The 18,434-nt window shown below is 70.2% G+C and carries 20 protein-coding genes; 12 read left to right on the top strand and 8 right to left on the bottom strand.

Annotated features, from left to right (window positions below; all coding sequences use genetic code 11):
• Nucleotides 1-87: 87 nt before the first annotated feature.
• Nucleotides 88-1,368: an endonuclease/exonuclease/phosphatase family protein gene (locus tag GA0111570_RS16490; RefSeq protein WP_092613749.1), complete on the top strand. Its 1,281-nt coding sequence runs from the start codon at nucleotides 88-90 to the stop codon at nucleotides 1,366-1,368.
• A gap of 36 nt (nucleotides 1,369-1,404) precedes the next feature.
• Here GA0111570_RS16490 and GA0111570_RS16495 read toward each other — a convergent pair whose 3' ends face one another.
• Entirely contained in the window at nucleotides 1,405-2,061 is a 657-nt protein-coding gene (locus GA0111570_RS16495; RefSeq protein WP_092613751.1) for a metalloregulator ArsR/SmtB family transcription factor, read from the bottom strand.
• 161 nt (nucleotides 2,062-2,222) lie between these two features.
• Here GA0111570_RS16495 and GA0111570_RS17795 point away from each other — a divergent pair, with 161 nt between their 5' ends.
• Entirely contained in the window at nucleotides 2,223-2,372 is a 150-nt protein-coding gene (locus tag GA0111570_RS17795; RefSeq protein WP_175557549.1) for a hypothetical protein, read from the top strand.
• 23 nt (nucleotides 2,373-2,395) lie between these two features.
• Nucleotides 2,396-2,746, top strand: coding sequence for a DsrE/DsrF/TusD sulfur relay family protein (locus GA0111570_RS16500; protein WP_092613753.1), 351 nt, complete (start codon nucleotides 2,396-2,398; stop codon nucleotides 2,744-2,746).
• Between the two features lie 100 nt (nucleotides 2,747-2,846).
• Here the strand turns inward: GA0111570_RS16500 and GA0111570_RS16505 are convergent, their stop codons facing one another.
• Both GA0111570_RS16505 and GA0111570_RS16510 read right to left on the bottom strand, forming a co-directional pair.
• A complete protein-coding gene (locus GA0111570_RS16505) occupies nucleotides 2,847-4,535 on the bottom strand; it encodes an ABC1 kinase family protein (protein WP_092613755.1) in 1,689 nt (562 codons plus the stop codon).
• Between the two features lie 127 nt (nucleotides 4,536-4,662).
• Nucleotides 4,663-5,208 (bottom strand): PadR family transcriptional regulator, encoded by a 546-nt coding sequence (locus tag GA0111570_RS16510; protein WP_092613776.1) that lies wholly within the window; start codon nucleotides 5,206-5,208, stop codon nucleotides 4,663-4,665.
• Between GA0111570_RS16510 and GA0111570_RS17465 the strand changes: the two genes are divergently transcribed.
• The gene (locus GA0111570_RS17465; RefSeq protein ID WP_139283298.1) at nucleotides 5,207-5,608 is read left to right on the top strand and encodes a hypothetical protein; all 402 of its coding nucleotides are present in this window, start codon (nucleotides 5,207-5,209) and stop codon (nucleotides 5,606-5,608) included. The two genes, GA0111570_RS16510 and GA0111570_RS17465, sit on opposite strands and share 2 nt — an antisense overlap.
• On the opposite strand, the gene GA0111570_RS16515 is transcribed toward GA0111570_RS17465, so the two are convergent.
• Nucleotides 5,532-6,503, bottom strand: coding sequence for a calcium/sodium antiporter (locus GA0111570_RS16515; RefSeq protein WP_092613757.1), 972 nt, complete (start codon nucleotides 6,501-6,503; stop codon nucleotides 5,532-5,534). The genes GA0111570_RS17465 and GA0111570_RS16515 overlap by 77 nt on opposite strands.
• A 364-nt stretch (nucleotides 6,504-6,867) precedes the next feature.
• Here GA0111570_RS16515 and lhgO point away from each other — a divergent pair, with 364 nt between their 5' ends.
• The gene (gene lhgO / locus GA0111570_RS16520; RefSeq protein ID WP_092613758.1) at nucleotides 6,868-8,079 is read left to right on the top strand and encodes an L-2-hydroxyglutarate oxidase; all 1,212 of its coding nucleotides are present in this window, start codon (nucleotides 6,868-6,870) and stop codon (nucleotides 8,077-8,079) included.
• 246 nt (nucleotides 8,080-8,325) lie between these two features.
• On the opposite strand, the gene GA0111570_RS16525 is transcribed toward lhgO, so the two are convergent.
• Both GA0111570_RS16525 and GA0111570_RS16530 read right to left on the bottom strand, forming a co-directional pair.
• Nucleotides 8,326-8,994 (bottom strand): response regulator transcription factor, encoded by a 669-nt coding sequence (locus GA0111570_RS16525; RefSeq protein ID WP_217634240.1) that lies wholly within the window; start codon nucleotides 8,992-8,994, stop codon nucleotides 8,326-8,328.
• A gap of 3 nt (nucleotides 8,995-8,997) precedes the next feature.
• Nucleotides 8,998-10,362 carry a sensor histidine kinase gene (locus GA0111570_RS16530; RefSeq protein WP_092613759.1) on the bottom strand — a complete coding sequence of 455 codons (1,365 nt, stop codon included), beginning with the start codon at nucleotides 10,360-10,362 and terminating at the stop codon, nucleotides 8,998-9,000.
• Between the two features lie 140 nt (nucleotides 10,363-10,502).
• Between GA0111570_RS16530 and GA0111570_RS16535 the strand changes: the two genes are divergently transcribed.
• The 3 genes from GA0111570_RS16535 (at nucleotide 10,503) to GA0111570_RS16545 (ending at nucleotide 12,899) form a co-directional block, all read left to right on the top strand.
• On the top strand, nucleotides 10,503-11,675 hold the full coding sequence (locus tag GA0111570_RS16535) for a hypothetical protein (RefSeq protein ID WP_092613760.1): 1,173 nt from the start codon (nucleotides 10,503-10,505) through the stop codon (nucleotides 11,673-11,675).
• Nucleotides 11,676-11,871: 196 nt separating this feature from the next.
• The gene (locus tag GA0111570_RS16540) at nucleotides 11,872-12,165 is read left to right on the top strand and encodes a hypothetical protein (RefSeq protein WP_092613761.1); all 294 of its coding nucleotides are present in this window, start codon (nucleotides 11,872-11,874) and stop codon (nucleotides 12,163-12,165) included.
• A 254-nt stretch (nucleotides 12,166-12,419) separates the two neighbouring features.
• On the top strand, nucleotides 12,420-12,899 hold the full coding sequence (locus GA0111570_RS16545; protein WP_092613762.1) for a hypothetical protein: 480 nt from the start codon (nucleotides 12,420-12,422) through the stop codon (nucleotides 12,897-12,899).
• Between the two features lie 407 nt (nucleotides 12,900-13,306).
• On the opposite strand, the gene GA0111570_RS16550 is transcribed toward GA0111570_RS16545, so the two are convergent.
• A complete protein-coding gene (locus tag GA0111570_RS16550; protein ID WP_245703269.1) occupies nucleotides 13,307-14,632 on the bottom strand; it encodes an ammonium transporter in 1,326 nt (441 codons plus the stop codon).
• Nucleotides 14,633-14,951: 319 nt separating this feature from the next.
• Here GA0111570_RS16550 and GA0111570_RS18310 point away from each other — a divergent pair, with 319 nt between their 5' ends.
• The 4 genes from GA0111570_RS18310 (at nucleotide 14,952) to GA0111570_RS16565 (ending at nucleotide 17,044) form a co-directional block, all read left to right on the top strand.
• Complete coding sequence (locus GA0111570_RS18310) at nucleotides 14,952-15,641, top strand: tail fiber protein (RefSeq protein ID WP_217634241.1); 690 nt, start codon at nucleotides 14,952-14,954, stop codon at nucleotides 15,639-15,641.
• Nucleotides 15,642-15,655: 14 nt separating this feature from the next.
• The gene (locus tag GA0111570_RS17800) at nucleotides 15,656-15,799 is read left to right on the top strand and encodes a hypothetical protein (RefSeq protein ID WP_175557550.1); all 144 of its coding nucleotides are present in this window, start codon (nucleotides 15,656-15,658) and stop codon (nucleotides 15,797-15,799) included.
• Nucleotides 15,800-15,875: 76 nt separating this feature from the next.
• Complete coding sequence (locus GA0111570_RS16560) at nucleotides 15,876-16,532, top strand: TetR/AcrR family transcriptional regulator (RefSeq protein WP_139283299.1); 657 nt, start codon at nucleotides 15,876-15,878, stop codon at nucleotides 16,530-16,532.
• Nucleotides 16,529-17,044 carry an SRPBCC family protein gene (locus tag GA0111570_RS16565; protein WP_092613763.1) on the top strand — a complete coding sequence of 172 codons (516 nt, stop codon included), beginning with the start codon at nucleotides 16,529-16,531 and terminating at the stop codon, nucleotides 17,042-17,044. Before GA0111570_RS16560 ends, GA0111570_RS16565 begins: the two co-directional genes overlap by 4 nt.
• Nucleotides 17,045-17,154: 110 nt before the next feature.
• On the opposite strand, the gene GA0111570_RS16570 is transcribed toward GA0111570_RS16565, so the two are convergent.
• Nucleotides 17,155-18,387 carry an MBL fold metallo-hydrolase gene (locus GA0111570_RS16570; protein ID WP_139283300.1) on the bottom strand — a complete coding sequence of 411 codons (1,233 nt, stop codon included), beginning with the start codon at nucleotides 18,385-18,387 and terminating at the stop codon, nucleotides 17,155-17,157.
• Nucleotides 18,388-18,434: the final 47 nt, after the last annotated feature.

Genomic DNA, 18,434 nt, shown 5'->3' on the forward strand with positions numbered 1-18,434 from the left:
GCCGGACGTGTCGAGGGGCCCTCCGTGTTCCGCCCTCGTTCTCCGCCAGTTAACCTGAGGTTCCGCTGAGCGCCCTACGGTGCCCCCATGACCTCCTCGTTCTCCCGCCGCGCGGTCGCCGCGGCCCTCCTCTCGACCGGGCTGGCGCTCGGCGCCGTCTCCCCCGCGCTGGCCACCCCCACGTCCGCGACCGCCTCCGTCGACACCGCCGTACGCTTCGCCACCTTCAACGCCTCGCTGAACCGCGGAGCCGAGGGTGAACTGGTCCGTGACCTGTCCACGGGCACCAACGCGCAGGCCGCCGCTGTCGCCGAGATCATCCAGCGCAGCGCCCCCGACGTGCTGCTGATCAACGAGTTCGACTACGTCGCGGGTGGCCAGGCGGCCGAACTGTTCCGGGACAACTACCTCGCGGTCTCCCACCACGGGTCGACCCCGGTCGACTACCCGTACTACTACGTCGCCCCGGTGAACACCGGCGTCCCCAGCGGCAAGGACCTGGACAACAACGGCTCGGTCGGCGGCCCCGGCGATGCGTACGGCTTCGGGCTCTTCCCCGGCCAGTACGGCATGGTCGTCTACAGCAAGTACCCGATCGCCACCGAGCAGATCCGTACGTTCCAGAACTTCCTGTGGAAGGACATGCCGGGCGCGCTGCTCCCCGACGATCCGGCCACCCCGATCCCCGCCGACTACTACTCCCCCGACGAGCTGGACGTCTTCCGGCTCTCGTCGAAGTCGCACTGGGACCTCCCGATCCGGATCGGCACCGGCGCCTCGGCCACCACCGTGCACTTCCTGGTGTCCCACCCGACCCCGCCGGTCTTCGACGGCCCGGAGAAGCGCAACGCCACCCGCAACCACGACGAGATCCGCCTCTGGGCCGACTACATCAGCGGCGGCACGACGGCCTCCTACCTGTACGACGACAACGGTGTCCGCGGCGGCCTGGCCCCGGGCGAGCGGTTCGTCATCGCCGGTGACCAGAACGCCGACCCGTACGACGGCGACTCGATGGACAACGCCATCCACCAACTGCTCGACCACCCGCGGATCAACACCAGCGTCACCCCGGAGTCGCAGGGCGGGGTCGCCGCGGCGGCCCAGGGTGGCAGCAACGACAGCCACGTCGGCCCGGATGCCCAGGACACCGCCGACTTCAACGACGCGCCGGGCACCTCGGGCAACCTGCGCGCCGACTACGTGCTGCCCTCCCGCCAGCTCCCGATCCTTGACGCCGGGATCTTCTGGCCGACTCCGGACGAGGAGTTCTCGTACCTGACCGACCCGACCGGCAACGGCTGGCCGGCCATCTCCAGCGACCACCGGCTGGTCTGGGTGGACGTGCACCTGAACAACAAGAACTGACCCGTAGGGCGGCCCGCGCGGGTCAGCGTGGTCCGGTCAGCGGGTGGGACGTCCCGCATCGCGCCACTGCGGATAGCCGCCCTCCAGCCGGAGGGCCTCGTAGCCGGCTTCGCGGAGCCGGGTGACGGCGGTGGAGGCCATCACGCAGTAGGGGCCGCGGCAGTAGGCGACGACGGTGGCATCGTCGGGCAGCTCGGAGAGACGGTTCGCCAGCTCGGCGAGGGGGATGTTCAGGGCGCCGTCGACATGGCCGCTGGAGAACTCGTTGGCGGGACGGACATCGACCAGAACAACGTCCCCCGACCGGCTCAGCGCATCCAGCTCCTCGAACCCGATCGGGCTGGTGCCGTCCGCATCCGCGAAGAACGCCTCGGTGAGGGCGGCGACCTCGGCGATCCGGCTCTCAGCGAGGGCGACCAACGTACGGTAGGCGGTTTCGACCCCGGGGTCGGCCAGCCGGTAGACGCGGGCGGTCCCCTCCACGCGCCGGCTGACCAGCCCGGCGGCGGACAGGATCTGCAGGTGGCGCGACGTGTTCGCCACGCTGGCAGAGATCTGCTCGGCGAGCGACTCGACGTTGCGCTCGCCCTGGGCCAGCACGTCCACGATCTCGACCCGCTTGGCGTGCCCGAAGGCGGCCCCCATCCGCGCGAAGTGCCCGAAGACCTCGTCCTTGAACTGTCGCCCGTCCATGCTCCACCTCCTCAACGATTCACGTGAATAGTAGTGCACCACGGCGGGACGACTGCTACGCTCCGAACTATTCAAATGAATCATTGAATAAGGAGTGTTGGGCGTGAGACTGAACAACTGGACCTAGATGTCCTGGCCGGCGTGATGGAGCGCGGCCGCTGATGGAACAGATCAGCGTAAGCGTGCAGGTCGCCGCCGATGTCGACGACGCCACCCTCGCCCGCTGGCAGGACGCCGCCCGCGCCAAGTGCCCCTTCGTCTACACCGTCGTCAACCCGATCACCCTCACCACCACCGTCGAACGCGCCTGACCCGCGCCCCGGAAGGACACACCATGAAGGCCCTGATGATCATCAACGGTTCCGCCTACGGGCTGGACTCGACCTACAACGCCCTGCGCCTCGCGGCGTCCATGGCCAAGCGCGACGGCGTGGAACTCACCGTCTTCCTGATGGGCGACGGGGTGACCGCGGCCATGGCCGGCCAGAAGACCCCGGACGGCTACTACAAGCTCGACCGGATGCTCGGTTCCGTGAGCCGCAGCGGCGGGGACATCCTGTGCTGCGGCACCTGCATGGACGCCCGCGGCATCACCGCCGAGATGCTCGTTCCCGGCGCCAGCCGCTCCACGATGGAAGCACTGACCGACCACACCCTGGAGGCCGACAAGGTCCTGGTCTTCTAGGCGCGCTCGTCTCCGGGGCATGCTGGGCTTCCAGGCCTCATCCACGCCGGCGCCGGATGGCACACCTGCCACCCGGCGCCGGCGCGCTCACCGGTCCCGGTCACCGCCCGTGCGGGCCGCCTCTTCCCGCGACCATCGCCCACAGCAGCGGCACCACCGAGGCCCCCATCAGCCACCGGCCGAGCATCGGCTCGGTCCCGGTCACCAGAGCCCCGGCGATCAACAGCGCCGCGAACACCAGGATCCCGTTCGTCCGGCTGACCGTACGTTGCAGCCGGCGGACCTGACGGGTGAGCTGCGGGGTCTGCAGGTTCAGCTCGCCACGTTCGACCTGGGTGAGGACACGGTCGGCGCGCCCTGGCAGGCTGAGCGCCAGCATCGCGAGCTTGCCGGCCTCCGCCACGATCGTCTCGGTCGTGGAGCCGCCCTCCCCCGCCACCAGTTCCTTGGCGTACGGGGTGATCGTGCCCCAGATGTTGAAGTCCGGGTCCAGTCCCGTACACATCCCCGACAAGAGCCCGATCGACCGGCCGAGCATCAACAGGTGCTCCGGCAACTGGAAGGGCATCTCCTGCATCAGCTCGCGGAACTGCAGCCCGAACCGCATCATCTCGGCGTGGTCGACATTGCGCAACTGGTCCATGCTCATCCCGCCGAACCGGTCGAACACCTGCATCGTCGCACGTTCGATCAGCGGCAGGTCGGCGCCGGGCAGCAGCACGTCCAGGGTCTGCATGCTGTGCACCAGTCGGGCCCCATCGCGGGTGCCGACGGCGATCAGGGCCTCGGTCAGCCCCTCGCGCAACGTGTCGGGGACGCGGCCGACCATGCCGAAGTCGATGAACGTCAGCGTCCAGTCCGGCTCCCCTGGCCCGGAGCCCGGGTGGGGGGTGACGAACAGGTTGCCCGGGTGGGGGTCGGCGTGGAAGAACGCGTCGACGAAGATCTGCTGCAGGTAGGTGTCCGCCAGCACGTTCGCGACCTCGCCGCGGTCAATGCCGGCGGCGGTGATGGCGTCGTGGTCGCCGATCCGGATCGCACTGACGTCCTCCAGGGTCAGCACCCGTCGCGTGGTCTGCTCCCACACCACCCGGGGTACCGACACCCGCGGGTCGTCGGCGAAGTTCGCGGTGAAGGTCTCGGCGTTGCCCGCCTCGGCCAGGTAGTCGACCTCGGCCAGCGTCGTGGTGGCGAACTCCTCCACCAGCGCCGGCACATCGGCCCGGGACGCCACCGGCCGGTAGTGCGTCAGCCACTGGCCGACCCGGCGCAGCGCTGACAGGTCCACCTCGATCACCCGCTGGATGTGCGGGCGCTGCACCTTGACCACCACGTCGCCGTAGCCGAGTTCGGCGGCGTCGGCATCCTTCAGCCGGGCCCGGTGCACCTGGCCCAGTGAGGCCGCGGCGAGTGGTTCCTCGTCGAACCAGGCGAAGTGATCGGTGAGGGGCAGGTCCAGCTCGGCCAGGGCGACCTCGCGGATCGCGGCGAACTCCTCCGGCGGCACCTGGTCCTGCAGGTCGGCCAGCTCCTCGGTGATCTCCGGTGGCAGGACGTCGAGGCGGGCCGACATGAACTGGCCGACCTTGATCATCAGCCCACCCATGGAGATGGCGAGCGCCCGGAACCGCGCGGCGGTGCGGACGTTGCGCCGGGACCGCGTACGGTCCGCGAGGCGGCCGAAGCCGAGGCGGCGCAGCACCACCTCCCACCAGATGAAGCTCGCCGTGACCCGGGCGAAGAACCACACGATCCGCCGATAGCGGGCGCGCAGGACCGACTCCTTCATGCATCCTCCGGACGGTGGTGGGCGGGCCGGGTCCGGCCCGCGGGTTGCTGATCGGCTGGTGGCTGGTCAGCTGGGTCGCTGGCCAGCGGGGGCTGGCCAGCCGGTCGCTGGCCAGCCCACTTGCTCGTCAGTCCTGGGCGAGGATGGTGTGGATCTGCTTGCGGGCGGACTCGATCACCTCGTACGCGGCCGCCCGCTGCGCCTCGGTGCCGGTAGTGCCGACCTGGAAAACGGCCTGCGCCAGGCGTGCGGCGGCCTGGCGGTAGCGGCTGATGTCGGGCGTGCTCGCAGCGGCGTCCTCCCACGGCGCGCTCTTCCCCTCCAGGCCAGCGGCGGCCGTACGACCGGCCTCAGTCAGGTGGTAGACCTTCTTGCCGCCGGACTGCTCGGCGTCGACCAGGCCCTCGTCGGCCAGCATCTGGAGGGTCGGGTAGACCGATCCCGGGCTGGGGGTCCAGACGCCGCCGCTGCGGTCGGCGAGCTCGTGGATGATCTGGTAGCCGTGCATCGGCTGTTCGGCCAGCAGCCGCAGGATCGCCGAGCGTACGTCGCCGCGGCGCGCGCGGCCGACACCGGGGGCGAATCCGGGGGCGAAACCCTCGAAGCGGGCGGCCATGTCGGAGAAGGACTGGAAGCCGCGGGCCCGCGGGCCCGGGTGGTGATGGCGGTACATGACGTCTCCCTTGATCGTCGTCACGACATATCGCGACCTGTCGTACAAGAAGCGTAGAACGGGCGGCCAAGAAGTCCCCCACGCCAACACCGTCGGCCAGCCGCGTCAGAATGCCTCCGGCACCCTGTTCGAGGGCATCCGGGTCTGGGCCGACCACAAGGCCGCCGGCCTGGTCGACCACGACAGGGTCTACGCCAACGCGCTCGCGGCCGTACGATCCGAGGTCGCCCACGGCGTCGGGCACATCCGCACCCATGTGGACACCACCGAATCGGGACTGATCGCCCTCGACGCCATCTTGCAGCTCAAGGCGGATGTGGCGTTCAGCTCCGGAGGGCGATCAGGTACGTCAGGTACCCGGCATACACCACGACGAACAGAACACCCTCGGGCCGGGTGATCCGGCGGCCGATGACGAACACGGGGATGCACAACAGGACCGCCGCCACCATGAGCGGCAGGTCCACACGCACGAGGACCGGATCGAGGCCCACTACCCCCGGACCGGACAGCAGGGAGGTGCCGAGGACGAACGTCAGGTTGTAGGTGCTGGAGCCGATGAGGTTGCCGACCGCGATGTGGTGGTTGTGGCGGATGAGCGCAGAGATCGTCGTCGCGAGCTCGGGCAGCGACGTGCCGATCGCGACGACGGTGAGGCCGATCAGGCTCTCGGACACCCCGAACAGCACGGCGATACCGACGGCACCCCTGACGAGCCAGTCCGCCCCCACCACGACGACGGCGATCCCGATGACGAGCAGCACCAGATCGACGGCAACGGCCCTCGGGTCGGGGGCCGGTAGCACCTCCGCCATCCCGCTCTCCACCGTCATCGCCACCCTCGCCCCGGCCTGCCGGCGCGCCGTACGGATCAGCAGGGCGGTGTAGCCGACGGCGACCGCCAGGAGGACGAGGCCCTCCCACCTCGACAGGGCACCATCGAACGACAGGAGGAGGACCAGCACCGAGGAGAGGACCATCGCCGGCAGGTCCAGCCGCAGCGTCTGCCGCTGCAGGACGACAGGCCGGAAGACCGCGGCCAGGCCCAGGACGAGCAGCAGGTTGACCATATTGCTGCCCGAGAGGTTGCCGAGCACCAGCGACCCCTCGCCCCGGCTCATCGCCTGGATGCCCACGGCGAGCTCCGGCGCGGACGTGCCGACCGAGACGACCGTGAGGCCGACTAACAGCGGGGAGACCCCGAGCCTCTCGGCGAGCCTGGTGCCGTACCGCACGATGCCCTCGGCTCCGGCGACCAGGGCGACCAGGCCGCCCAGCAACGCGATGATGGTCACCAGGGCCCCTCCTCTGAAGGCAGGATGTCCTGCCGGGGAACCGTTCGCGGTGGTGGTCGCGGATCAGCGTTCGTCATCGGGGCGCCGGACCGGCGGCAAGGGCTGCGTGTGCTCGTCCCAAACTACCGAGCAATCGGGCGCACCGCTGAAGACCGCGTGATCCACCCGCCAACGAGCGCATGATCAACCCGCTGACGAACGTATGGTCCGCCCGCAGCCCCCGCCCCGACCGGAAGCGGTGGCGCCGTCGGGAACGGGGGCGGACACTGGGGCCAGACCGACCACGCCGCCGGATGCAGGCAGGAGTCGGCGTGACTGGTCGCCGACCCGGCACCGGGGACCGACCGCAGCGACAGGAAGCACGATGACCACAGACGCGACCTTCGACTACTGCATCATCGGCGGGGGGATCGTCGGCGTCGCGACGGCGTGGAACATCCTGCGCGAGACCCCGACAGCGTCGGTCGTGCTGCTCGAGAAGGAGCGACGCCTCGCCGCCCACCAGACGGGGCACAACAGCGGTGTGATCCACGCCGGCATCTACTACGAACCCGGCAGCCTGAAGGCCAGGCTCTGCCGGCAGGGCTCGGCCTGGACGAAGCAGTACGCCACCGAGAAGGGCATCCCGTTCCGCGAGTGCGGCAAGATGCTGGTCGCCACGAATGCCCTCGAGCTCGACCGGATGGCCGGGCTGGTCGACCGCGCCGAGCGCAACGGCATCACGTACGAACGCCTCGACGCCGCCCAACTGGCCGAGCGCGAACCGAACGTGCGCGGCCTCGGGGCACTCTTCCTGCGCGAGACCGGCATCATCGACTACACGCGGGTGACCGAGGCCCTGGCCGAGGACATCGTGCGCGCCGGGGCAGAGGTCGTCACCGGGGTCGAGGTCGACGAGATCGTGGAGCGCCCCGATCTCGTCACCGTTTCGGCCGGCACCGGCACGTGGCGCTGCCGTACGCTCATCGCCTGCGCGGGGTTGCAGTCCGACCGGATCGCGGCGCTGGCCGGGCTGGACATCGACTTCCAGATCCTCCCGTTCCGCGGCGAGTACTACACCTTGCCGCCGGAGAGGTCGGACCTGGTCAGCCACCTGATCTACCCGATCCCTGACCCCGACCTGCCGTTCCTCGGCGTGCACGTCAGCCCCACGATCCACGGGCGGCTGACCGTAGGGCCGAACGCGGTGCTCGGCTTCGCGCGGGAGAAGTACCAGCCCCTCGGCATCGACGTACGCGACGTCGCGGAGATGCTGCGGTTCCCCGGCCTGCTGAAGGTGGCTGCCGCCAACCTCGTCACCGGAGCCAAGGAGATGCGCAACTCGTTGTGGAAGCGGGGTTACCTGCGCGAGTGCCGCAAGTACCTGCCGGCGATCCGGCTGGACGACCTGCAGGAACGCAGTGCCGGCATCCGCGCCCAGGCGGTGATGAACGACGGCACGTTCGTGCACGACTTCCTGATCCGTCGCACCGATCGGATGGTGCACGTGGTGAACGCGCCCTCCCCCGCCGCGACGTCGGCGCTGCCGATCGGGCAGATGATCGCGCGGCAGGCGGCGAATCCGTCGGTTCCGTGAGGCGGGGACCAAGGGCAGACGCTCCACTTCGCCTGCGCTCCTCCGTGGCCGAGCGCCTGCCGCTCACCGTCGGCGATTGGTGGCGCCCCCGGCGAGGCCGTACGAACTGGCATCGGATCGCGCGGCGCCTGGACTACAGGCCATGTCTCGAGGGGATCGCGGTACCGATCCTGGTGGCGTGTGGTCGGCGGGACCCGCAGTTTCCGCCCGCATGTTCGCAGGAGCGACCCAGCGCGCGGCGGGTTCTCACCCCTCCCCGCGCCGCACCAGCCCGGTCTCGTACGCCTCGATCACGATGTGCACCCGGTCCCGCAGCCCCAGCTTGGACAGGATCCGCCCGACGTACGTCTTGACCGTCGGTTCGGCCAGGTAGAGCCGCTCGCCGATCTCGGCGTTGGTCGCTCCGTGGGCGATCTGGACCATCACCTCGCGCTCCCGGTCGGTCAGCACCGCCAACGGCTCGTCCTGCCCGGACACCGGCAGGTCGGCCGCGATGTGCTGCAGCAGCCGACGTGTGGTCGAGGGAGCGATCACCGCATCCCCGGCGACGACCGTACGGATCGCGGCCAGCACGTCCTCGGCCGGAGCGTCCTTGAGCAGGAACCCGCTCGCACCGGCCCGCAGCGCGGCGAAGGCATGCTCGTCCAGGTCGAAGGTGGTCAGCACCAGGACCTTCGGTCCGTCCGGGTCACGCGCGAGCAACTCCCTCGTCGCAGCAACCCCGTCCAGCCGCGGCATCCGTACGTCCATCAGCACGATGTCGCAGGTGGTGGTGGCGGCCTGCTCCAGCGCCTGGTGGCCATCGCCGGCCTGCGCGACGACGCGCATGTCGGGCTGGGAGTCGATGATCATCGCCAGCCCGGTCCGCACCAGCTCCTGGTCATCCACCAGCAGCACCCGGATCTGCTCCTCCACCACTCAGCCCTCCCCCGTCGTCCCGGTCGGTGTCGTCTGGCCCCGCTGCCCCGTGCGGCCCGCGATCCCCCTCGTACGACCGGCAGGCAGATCCGCCTGCACCTGCCAGCCCCCGCCCGGCAGTGGCACGGCACGCAGGGTCCCGCCGGCAAACTGGACGCGTTCGCGCATCCCGAGCAGACCGCCTCCCCCGGCATCGTGCTGGCCGGGCGCACCCGGCCTCTCGGTCCCCTCATCCCCGGGACCGACACGTCCACCGCCGGTGTCGGTCACCTGCAGCCTCACCCCGCGCCGGCTCCAGGTCAGCACGACCTCGGCCTCCGCGGCGGGCCCGGCATGCCTGGCCACGTTGGTGAGCGCCTCCTGGACCAGGCGGTAGCCGGCCAGGTGCGCGGTCCGGTCCAGCGGCCGGGGACGACCCTCGACGACCAACGTGACCGGTTGCCCGGAGGCCCGGATCCGTTCGACCAGCTCAGGCAGGTCGTCCAAGGTGGGCTGCGGTGCGGTCGCCTCGGCGTGCCCGGTCTCGCCCTCGCGCAGTATACCGAGCAGGGCACGCATGTCGGTGAGGGCCTCCCGGCCGGTCTCGGCGATCGTCGACAGGACCGTCGCGGCGGCCGCCGGATCCTCGTGCACCACGTACCGGCCCGCATCGGCCTGGCGAACGATCACCGACAGCGCATGCGCAACCACGTCGTGCATCTCGCGGGCGATCCGGGCCCGCTCGTCGGCCGCGGCCTGGCGGTCGCGCTGCTCGCGGTCGGCCTCGGCCCGGCGCGCCCGTTCGGCCAGGGTGGCGACCTGGTCGGCGCGCAGCCTGCGGTACTGGCCCAGCGCCCACACGGCCACGACCGAGGCCAGGAACGTGGCCAGCAAGGTCAACGAGCCGCCGGGGACGGTGCCGGTCAACGCCTGGTCTGCCACCCACAGCCGCCCCGCCGCGACCAATGAACCGACCGCGCCCACCACCAGCGACACCGCCGGCCAGGGCCGCGGCGCCATCGCACTCACCGTGTGGGCGCCGAGCAGGTAGGCCAGGCTGGCCGGCAGCAGGACCGCCGGATAGACCCCGGCCTGCACTTCGCTGAGCGGCGGGGCGATCGCCAGCACCAGTTCCGCCACGGCGAGCACGCCGAACGCCATCACCGGCCACACGCTGCGGAACGACACCACCACGTGCAGCACCACGATCGCCACCAGCAGCGCCTGCGTCCACGCCGGCACCAGGGACGACTCCAGCACGGCATTGACCGATGCCGGCCCGAGCAGCACGACCAGCACGACTGCGACCAGGGGCCCGGTCAGCCACCAGCTCCTGCCCAGCCAGGCATCGACGCGGTCCAGCCCGTGGCGACCGGCAGTGTCCATGACCACACTCTAGGCAGCACGGGTGCGGGCGGCATCCGCTCGCGGTCGTGCCGTGACCCAGCGCGGGTGATACCGGGGTCGTACGTGCACGGTCCCGCCGGCTGATTCGCCGGCGGCCGAAACGGCGGATCGTCGATGCCATGAACACCAACCAGACCCCCGCCCCTCACACCGAGGGCCGCCACCCCGTCCGTACGCTCCCCGTGCTCTCCCGGCTCGCCGCCCTGTGGTCGGCGGTGGTCGCCGCCCTGGCCCTGTGGTGGCTCCTCGACCCCGGCGCCTACCCGCTCTCCGGCAACGGCGGCGTCAACGGCCTGACCGCCCTGCTGCCGGCACGCCTGGTCACGATCACCCTGGGCGCGCTCGCCCTGGCCGGACTCCTCGTCGCGCACGGTCTCGGGCGCCTCGGTCCGGCCAGGGCCGGGCGCCGCCCCCTGCTGGCCATCGGCTCCGCGTACGCCGTCGTGTTCGGGCTCCTGGTGCCCGACCTGCAGGTGCTCAGCCCGCTGGGCTACCTGCTGGCCCTGACCGGACCGGTCGTGATCGTGGCGCTGTTGCTCCTGGGCGCCCGACGGAACCCGCGCAACCTGCTCTACCTGGCCCTGGTCGGCCTGGTGGTCGCGCTCGGCCTGGCCGTCGCCGGGACCGGCCGCCCCGTGGTCAACCTGCTCCGCGAGGTGGTGGCCGGCTTCGGACGCGTCGGTCCGCGCCCGCTGTACCTGGCCCTGCTGCTGGCCGGTGGCGTGCTGTTCGGCCTGCTGACCTGGGTCGTGTCCCGCCAGGGCGCCGCCGCCCGGACGGTCGAGGAGGAGCGCGAGGCCCGGGTGCGGCTGCAGCGTTGGGGGACGATCGCCACCTGGGTGGCCGCCGCCGGCCCGGTCCCCTACATCCTGGTCCGCGCCACCTGGCTGACCCCGTGGCCGCTGGGCGTGCCGGAGCAGGCCGACCAGCTACCGCCCACGGTGCGGATCATGGGGCTGCTGCTGGGCCTGGCCGCGGTCGGCGGTTCCCTGCTGACCATCGGCCTGGTCGCCCGGTGGGGTGAGGTCTTCCCGGCCTGGCTGCCGGTGATCGGTCGGCGCCCGGTCCCGGTGATGGCGGCGGTCGTGCCCGGCGGGCTGGTCGCCGCGGTGCTGTGCGCCTCGTCGATCAGCATGGTGATGCTGGCGGCCGATAGCACCTGGTTCCTGCTGCCGATGATCCCCACGCCCGTCTGGGGCCCGGCCCTGGCCGTGGCGGTGTACGCGTACTACGTACGTCGCACCGGCTCGGGGGTCGGGAGCCCGGTGACCCAGGCGTCGCCGGTCCACTGAGCCTCGCCGGTCTGCTGGGCCTCGACGGTCTGCTCGGCCGACCCTCTTCCTCCTCCCCGACGCATCGCTCGGTCGGCCGTGTCGGGACGCCCCGGCGCGGCCGGCCGACCCTAGACTCCCCGGGAAGGGGCTCGAGGAGTCAGCCCGAGGGCTCCTCCGCAACCGAGCATCGTCCCGACCAGGAGGAGCGAAACAGATGCATGTCCGTGACGACTCCAATGCCGAGGTGGTCGAGCGCGACCTCGAAACGGCGATGCCGCCGGGAAACCGGCCCCGACGGGAGAGTCGCTGGGACAAGACGCTCCAGGTCCGGCTCCCGGTCGAGGCCTGGGAGGCGGTGGTGGCCGAGGCCGAGAAGCGAGGCCTCCCGGTCTCCACGCTGGCCGGCGAACTGCTGATCGCCCAGCTGGCCACTCTGGACAGCTCGACGCCCGGCGTGATCGCGCGGATCCGCGCCGACCTGGACACCCTGTCGTCCCGGGTGGAGTGATCGGCGGGCGTCAGGCACCGCATTGCAGGAAACGGCGGACCCAGCCATGACTGATACCAGATGACCGAAGTTGTCTGGACTATTTTTCTGGGGATGAGCTGAGGAGGGAATGGGCCTCTGGCCGACGCCACGCAATCCTCCGAGGCGCCGCGTACCGTGATGTGTGAGCCCGCATTTCGACAGGGGGTTCCCTCATGGCCCGAACAGCTGAGGCCCGCAAAGGGGCGGGTTCTGGGATCAAGTGGTTCTTGGCCATGTCGGGTGTCCTGCTTGCTGCGGTTACGTTGATCTACGCGATGGTGAATCACCAGCCGGTCGAGAAGATCACGGTGAACGACGGCGTGATCTTCGGGACACAGGGCGTGTCGACCGACGAGATCACCGAGGCGCAGACGGAACTGCAGCGCAAGGTGGACGCCCTGGAGAAACAGGTCAAGGCTGCACCAACCACAGCTCCGGCCACCACTGCAGATTTCAGCGGATACTGGGTGGGTGGCGATAGCTGGACATATGAGATCGTGCAGTCCGGCAGTACGGGGGCGATCAGCCAGATCAGCCCCTACGGAATCACGCTCTATGGCCAAGGCAATGTAACGGGCACCACGTTTTCCTTCACCTTCCAATCCGTGAATGGCGTGGCAGGTACGGCATCCCTCCAATACATGGCCCCCAACCACCTTGAAGGCTGGATGCAGACCTATGCAGGCACTCAGCCCATCGTCATGAATCGTTGAGCGATTCCCTGTCCGACTGGCTGCAGGTGTGCGGTGGCACCTCAATGAAGCCGGAGCGGCCTTGACGTCGTCAGCCGGCGGCTCCGGCACCGGCTGCCGCGTAGCCGCGTAGCCGCGGCCGACTGTAGACCCAGGTCCATTCCGCTCGCGTCCCCGGGGGTTGCAGACTTCATTCATCGGGACGCGGCCCAGGGCCGGGCACCCGACCTGCAGGTCCCGGGACCGCTGAGCACCACGTGGTCCCTCCTGTGTCCAGTTGGCTACCGGGGGGGAACGTACGACGCATTGGGGGGACGTACGGCACGTCAGCAGGATGCACGTGCGGGCCGTCGACCACATCGGTCGACGGCCCGCACGTGTCATGCCTGGCCGCCAGGCCTGGCGGTCTCGCATTCCTGGGCGGTGCCCTACTCCTGGGCGTCGTGGTGGATGGTGGTGCCCACCCCGATGCCGCGGAACGCCGATTGCTGCGTGAATCCGAGGTCGTAGCCGGCCTCGGAGTGCTCGGCCAGGTCGATGCCGGCGGACTCGGCCTCCGGGCTGACGCGTACGCCCATGGTCCGCTTCAGGATGATGGCGAGCAGCCAGGTCATCGCGAACGAGAAGGTCCCCACCCCCAGCACGGCCACCGCTTGGCGCCACAGCTGGTCCAGACCGCCGCCGAAGAACAGGCCAGCCACGTGAGTGGCGGTGCGGGGGTCGGCGAGGAACCCGATCCCGACGGTTCCGACGATGCCGCCGACCATGTGCACGCCGACCAGGTCGAGGGAGTCGTCGACGCCGAAGCGGTACTTCCAGCTGACCGCCCAGGCACAGATGGCGCCGGCGGCCAGGCCGATCAGCATCGCCCCCATCGGGCTGACCGCACCACCGGACGGGGTGATCGCGACCAGGCCGGCGACCGCACCGGACGCGGCACCCAGGGAGGTGGGGTGGCCGTCGCGGCGCCGTTCGACGAACAGCCAGGCCAGCATCGCCGCGCATGGGGACAGCAGGGTGTTCACCCAGATCAGCGCGGCCGAGCTGCCGGCGACCAGCGCCGAGCCGGAGTTGAAGCCGAACCAGCCGAACCACAGCAGGCCGGTGCCGAGCATCACCAGGGTCATGTTGTGCGGGCGCATCGGGTTGGAGCGGAAGCCGAGGCGTGGGCCGAGCACGATCGCCAGGGCCAGGCCGCCGGCGCCGCAGGCGACCTCGATGGCGGTGCCGCCGGCCAGGTCGATGGCGTGCAGGCGGTTGACGATCCAGCCGCCCGAGGTAGCGGTCAGCCCGTCGACGGCGAACACCCAGTGGGCCAGCGGGGCGTAGACCAGCACCAGCCACAGCACGGACAAGGTGGTCCAGCTGCGGAAGGACATCCGCTCGGCGATCGCCCCGGACAGCAGGGCCACCGCGATGATCGCGAAGCAGCCCTGGAAGGCGGCGAACGCCAGCGCGGGGACGGTGCCCACCGCGGGGTCCCCGGCGACGAGTGGATCGAGGAAGGCGAACTGGAACGGGTTGCCGAAGAGCCCGTGGACCGAGTTGCCGAACGCGATGCTGTACCCGACGACCGCCCAGGCCAGGCCGACCGTGCCGATGCTGATGAAGCTCATCATCATCATGTTCAGCACGCCGTTGGACCGGACCATGCCGCCGTAGAAGAAGGCAAGGCCAGGCGTCATCAGCAGCACCAGCGCAGCGCTGGTGAGGAGCCAGGCGGTGTCGCCCGTGTTGATCTGAAGTTCCACCACGCAGATCAGACTGCACGACACGTATTTCGCGCATGTTGCCGACGATGACGGCCCGATGAGCAGGGTGTTACGGGACCGTTGCGGGGAGCTGAGGGGTCGACTCAGGTGTGCTCCCCAGAGGCGCCGGGAGCCCGCGAATTCGCGCCCCTCCCGTTGGGGAGGCAGCCCGAGCCCGCCCCTGTCGGGCCGGTCGTAGAGGCCAGCCCGGTGGGGACCTAGGTCTATTCCACCGGGCCTGCTCGGAGCCGAGACTTCGACAAGCGGATCCTCATCCGCACCGGCCGCCCTCCTGCGATGGGCCCAGCGAAAGGCAACGAACATGAGTGCAGCCAGCTCCCAGAGCGGCACGAAGTCCGCGCGTACCCCTCGCCCGCAGCCGGGACATACGTTCAGGAATCGCCGTCGTCTCGTCCTCATCGCCGCCACCGTTCCGCTCACCATGGCGGGCGTGGCGGTCTCCTTCGCCCAGACCACCGCGACCTCGGCGGTGTACGCCGGCTGCCTGTCCGACAGCGGACAGCGGACGATCTACAACGTGGGCATCGGGGACGCCTCGGGGGCCTGTCGCTCCGGCGACCAGGCGATCAGCTGGAACCAGACAGGCCCGATGGGCCCCGCCGGCCCCAAGGGAGACACGGGTGCCACCGGCGCGACCGGGCCCCAAGGCGCCAAGGGAGATACCGGCGCCACCGGTCCCCAAGGACCGCAGGGACCTGCGGGTCCGGGAGCCGACCAGTTCGGCACCGGCACACAGCACGCAGCCGCGGGGCGCGGTACGGAATGCACTATCGGCGAGGTCCTCCTCACCGCTGGAAGCGTGGCGAACGGCGTTCCGGCGAACGGCCAGATCCTCCCGATCAGCCAGAACCAGGCCCTCTTCGCCCTCCTCGGCACCATGTACGGCGGCGACGGGCAGACGACGTTCGCGCTGCCGAACCTGGCCGCAGCCGCGCCCAACGGCCTGACCTACTCGATCTGCACCGTAGGCGTCTTCCCGGCCCGTAGTTGACGGAGCGATCGAGCATGGTCGTCGTACGGCACCGCCACGAACCACCAGTGCTCGCCTTCTTCCAGCGACACCTGGGTGGCAACGGACACGCCGACCTGAGTCGGCTCCGCGCCAGCTATCCCGACGTGACGGTGGAGGTGCACGAAGCACCGCTGTGAGCCGGCACGCCGCCGTCACCTGCAGGCATCGCGGCCACCCTTGACATCGCCATCCAGCTGGCTACACCATGTAGCTATGGCTACTCCCATTAGCCCGTCACCATCGTCGTCGCGTACGACCGCCCGCCGACGGGCAACGATGGAGGAGATCCTCGACCACGCCGAGGCGATCCTCCGCGAGAGCGGAGCGGGCGCGATCACTGTCGCCGAGATCGCCCGCCGGATGGACATGCGATCGCCGTCGATCTACAAGTACGTCGACTCCCTCCACACGATCTACGACGGCCTGTTCGCCCGGGGCCAACAGAAGGTCGCCGACCACATCCGACGGGCGGTCGAGGACCAGGAGCCAGGATTGGACCGGCTCCTGGCGGGGCTGCGCGCCTGGGTGCGATGGACCATCGAGCAGCCCGGGTTGGCCTCCTTGCTGTTCTGGCGTCCCGTCCCCGGGTTCGAGCCGAGCCCGGCCTCCTACGCCCCTGCCCAGGAGATCTGGCAGGCGACCCGGAACGAGCTGCACACCGCCGTCGAGCGCGGCGAACTGGCCGAGCAGGCGGACTCCGACGACGCGGCCCGCCTGCTCACGATCCTGGTCTCCGGCGTGTTCTCCCAGCAGGTGTCCAACCAGCCCGGCGTCCCCTTCGACGAGGGCCTGTTCACCTCTCTCACCGACGAGGTGCTCGGCATGTTCGTCACCCACTACTCCCGTGCCCAGAGAAAGGTACGACGATGAGCCAGATCCTGACCAGCGACACCGTGGAGCGGACGATCCAGGCCTCCCCCGGGGTGCTGTACGCGATCGTCTCCGACGTGACCCGGACCCCTGAGCTGTCCCCCGAGATCAAGCGGTGCCGATGGGTACGGGGTGCCACCGGTCCGCAGGTCGGGGCTCGCTTCGTCGCGTTGAACACCCTCGGCGGCTGGAAGACCTGGCCGAACTTCCCGGTCGTGATCGCCGCCGACCCCGGCCGGGAGTTCGCGATCAGCCGGACCGAGCCCCTTTTCGGCACTCTGGAGTGGTCCTACCGCTTCGTCCCCGAGGGGACCGCCACCCGGGTGGTCGAGTCCTACACGGTCACCCGTCCCCTCACCCGCGCCGCGTACGTTCTGCTCCGGCTGTCCGGCAGCGCCGATCGTGCAGCCGAACTGCGGACCGGCATGACCACCACCCTGGAGCGCCTGGCACAGGTCGCCGAGCGCGAGCAGGGCGAGCTCGACCGCAGGGGCTCGGACACGTCGAGATAGCGGCTGACCGGGACGCCGCGCACGACCCACACCCAGAACCGGCGTACGACGGACGCCCGGGCCGGGGTGGGGACGCGGCCCGCGCCCCCGTCATCCCTGGAGCGGACTCCTCACTTGCCCAGCGCAAACTTCTGCAGGTCCAACCCGACGGTGGCCTTGCCCAGGGTGTAGCCGGCCTGCGCCTGCCGGCGCCAGTCGTTCACGTCGATCGGCTGCTGGACCAGGTCGGCGTAGTGGGCCAGCACCAGCCTCTTGGCGCGTGCCGCCTGGGCGATCGCACCCACCTGGTCGACCGGCACGTGTGACTGGAGCATGTGGTCGAGCACGGCCGATGGCAGGCTGGCCCCCTTCACCCCGATGGCCTCGTGGACCAGGATGTCGGTGTCCTGGGCCATGGCGATCAGGTTGTCGGAGTGCCGGGTGTCGCCGGAGAACGTCACCGAGCCGTACTCGGTGTCGAAGCGGAACGCGTACGCCGGGAACACCGGCCCGTGCGGGACCAACGTGGCATGCACGGTGACGTTCTCGTCCTGGTAGATCAGGAACGGGTCCATCGACGGCGCTGTGTTGAGGTAGGTCGCGTTGACCCCCGACGGCAGCGCGATCTCGTGCACCCGCATCAAGTCGCGGATGTCGCGGATGTTCATGTCTCGCAGGAAGACGTTGGTGCTGTACGCGTACGCCGCATGCAGCGACTCGGTCATCTGCGCAGTGCCCGGCGTCCGGTCGCTCGGATTCACCGTCGGTGCGGTCCCTCCGCCGAACTTCGGCTGCAGGCCGCCCGCCGCACCCGGGCCGTAGATCGGGGTCGGTCCGGCGATGTGGTCGCCGAAGGGGTTGGGAATGTGGCCGCCGAGCATGAAGAAGTTGTAGTAGTCGGCCAGGTGATCGGCGTGCAGGTGGGTGAGGAAGAACGCCTTGATCGAGTCGAACCGCAGCCCCGCTTCGGCGAACTGGGTGACCGATGAGCGACCGCAGTCGATGACGTACGTCGCCCCGTTGACCACCAGCGCCGACGCGGCGCCCTTGTGGTTGGCGACGACGGGCGGTCCGGCACGGGTACCGAGCAGCACCAGTTCGGCGTTGTGCTCCTTCTTGACCTGGCCCCTCGGAGCGACCTTCGGCTGGGCTGCGGCCAGCGTGGGGGCGAGGACACCGCCGCCTGCCGCCAGGCCGAGGCCGGCCAGGATCGAGCGGCGGGTCAGGCCGGTGCCCCGACGCGCCTCATCGAGGGCCTCGTCCCGGACCGAGGCCGCGCGATGCTCGGTCTCGTGGCCGTGGACGCAGGCGTGGGCCGCGGGGTCGTGGTCGTGTGCGTCGTGGTGCTGTTCGTGGCGATTCATCGAAGCTCCTTTGCTCCTTGGTCATCCGTCCCAGACCACCGAGCCTA

Origin of the sequence: Raineyella antarctica (assembly GCF_900092135.1) — a bacterium.
GTDB classification, from domain to species: Bacteria; Actinomycetota; Actinomycetes; order Propionibacteriales; family Propionibacteriaceae; genus Raineyella; species Raineyella antarctica.

Excerpts from the sequence above, each read along its gene's own strand:
- GA0111570_RS16490 (WP_092613749.1), top strand. The coding sequence starts at position 88 with ATGACCTCCTCGTTCTCCCGCCGCGCGGTCGCCGCGGCCCTCCTCTCG.
- GA0111570_RS16495 (WP_092613751.1), bottom strand. The coding sequence starts at position 2,061 with ATGGACGGGCGACAGTTCAAGGACGAGGTCTTCGGGCACTTCGCGCGG.
- GA0111570_RS17795 (WP_175557549.1), top strand. The coding sequence starts at position 2,223 with ATGGAACAGATCAGCGTAAGCGTGCAGGTCGCCGCCGATGTCGACGAC.
- GA0111570_RS16500 (WP_092613753.1), top strand. The coding sequence starts at position 2,396 with ATGAAGGCCCTGATGATCATCAACGGTTCCGCCTACGGGCTGGACTCG.
- GA0111570_RS16505 (WP_092613755.1), bottom strand. The coding sequence starts at position 4,535 with ATGAAGGAGTCGGTCCTGCGCGCCCGCTATCGGCGGATCGTGTGGTTC.
- GA0111570_RS17465 (WP_139283298.1), top strand. The coding sequence starts at position 5,207 with ATGACGTCTCCCTTGATCGTCGTCACGACATATCGCGACCTGTCGTAC.
- GA0111570_RS16510 (WP_092613776.1), bottom strand. The coding sequence starts at position 5,208 with ATGTACCGCCATCACCACCCGGGCCCGCGGGCCCGCGGCTTCCAGTCC.
- lhgO (WP_092613758.1), top strand. The coding sequence starts at position 6,868 with ATGACCACAGACGCGACCTTCGACTACTGCATCATCGGCGGGGGGATC.
- GA0111570_RS16530 (WP_092613759.1), bottom strand. The coding sequence starts at position 10,362 with ATGGACACTGCCGGTCGCCACGGGCTGGACCGCGTCGATGCCTGGCTG.
- GA0111570_RS16535 (WP_092613760.1), top strand. The coding sequence starts at position 10,503 with ATGAACACCAACCAGACCCCCGCCCCTCACACCGAGGGCCGCCACCCC.
- GA0111570_RS16540 (WP_092613761.1), top strand. The coding sequence starts at position 11,872 with ATGCATGTCCGTGACGACTCCAATGCCGAGGTGGTCGAGCGCGACCTC.
- GA0111570_RS16545 (WP_092613762.1), top strand. The coding sequence starts at position 12,420 with ATGTCGGGTGTCCTGCTTGCTGCGGTTACGTTGATCTACGCGATGGTG.
- GA0111570_RS18310 (WP_217634241.1), top strand. The coding sequence starts at position 14,952 with ATGAGTGCAGCCAGCTCCCAGAGCGGCACGAAGTCCGCGCGTACCCCT.
- GA0111570_RS17800 (WP_175557550.1), top strand. The coding sequence starts at position 15,656 with ATGGTCGTCGTACGGCACCGCCACGAACCACCAGTGCTCGCCTTCTTC.
- GA0111570_RS16560 (WP_139283299.1), top strand. The coding sequence starts at position 15,876 with ATGGCTACTCCCATTAGCCCGTCACCATCGTCGTCGCGTACGACCGCC.
- GA0111570_RS16565 (WP_092613763.1), top strand. The coding sequence starts at position 16,529 with ATGAGCCAGATCCTGACCAGCGACACCGTGGAGCGGACGATCCAGGCC.
- GA0111570_RS16570 (WP_139283300.1), bottom strand. The coding sequence starts at position 18,387 with ATGAATCGCCACGAACAGCACCACGACGCACACGACCACGACCCCGCG.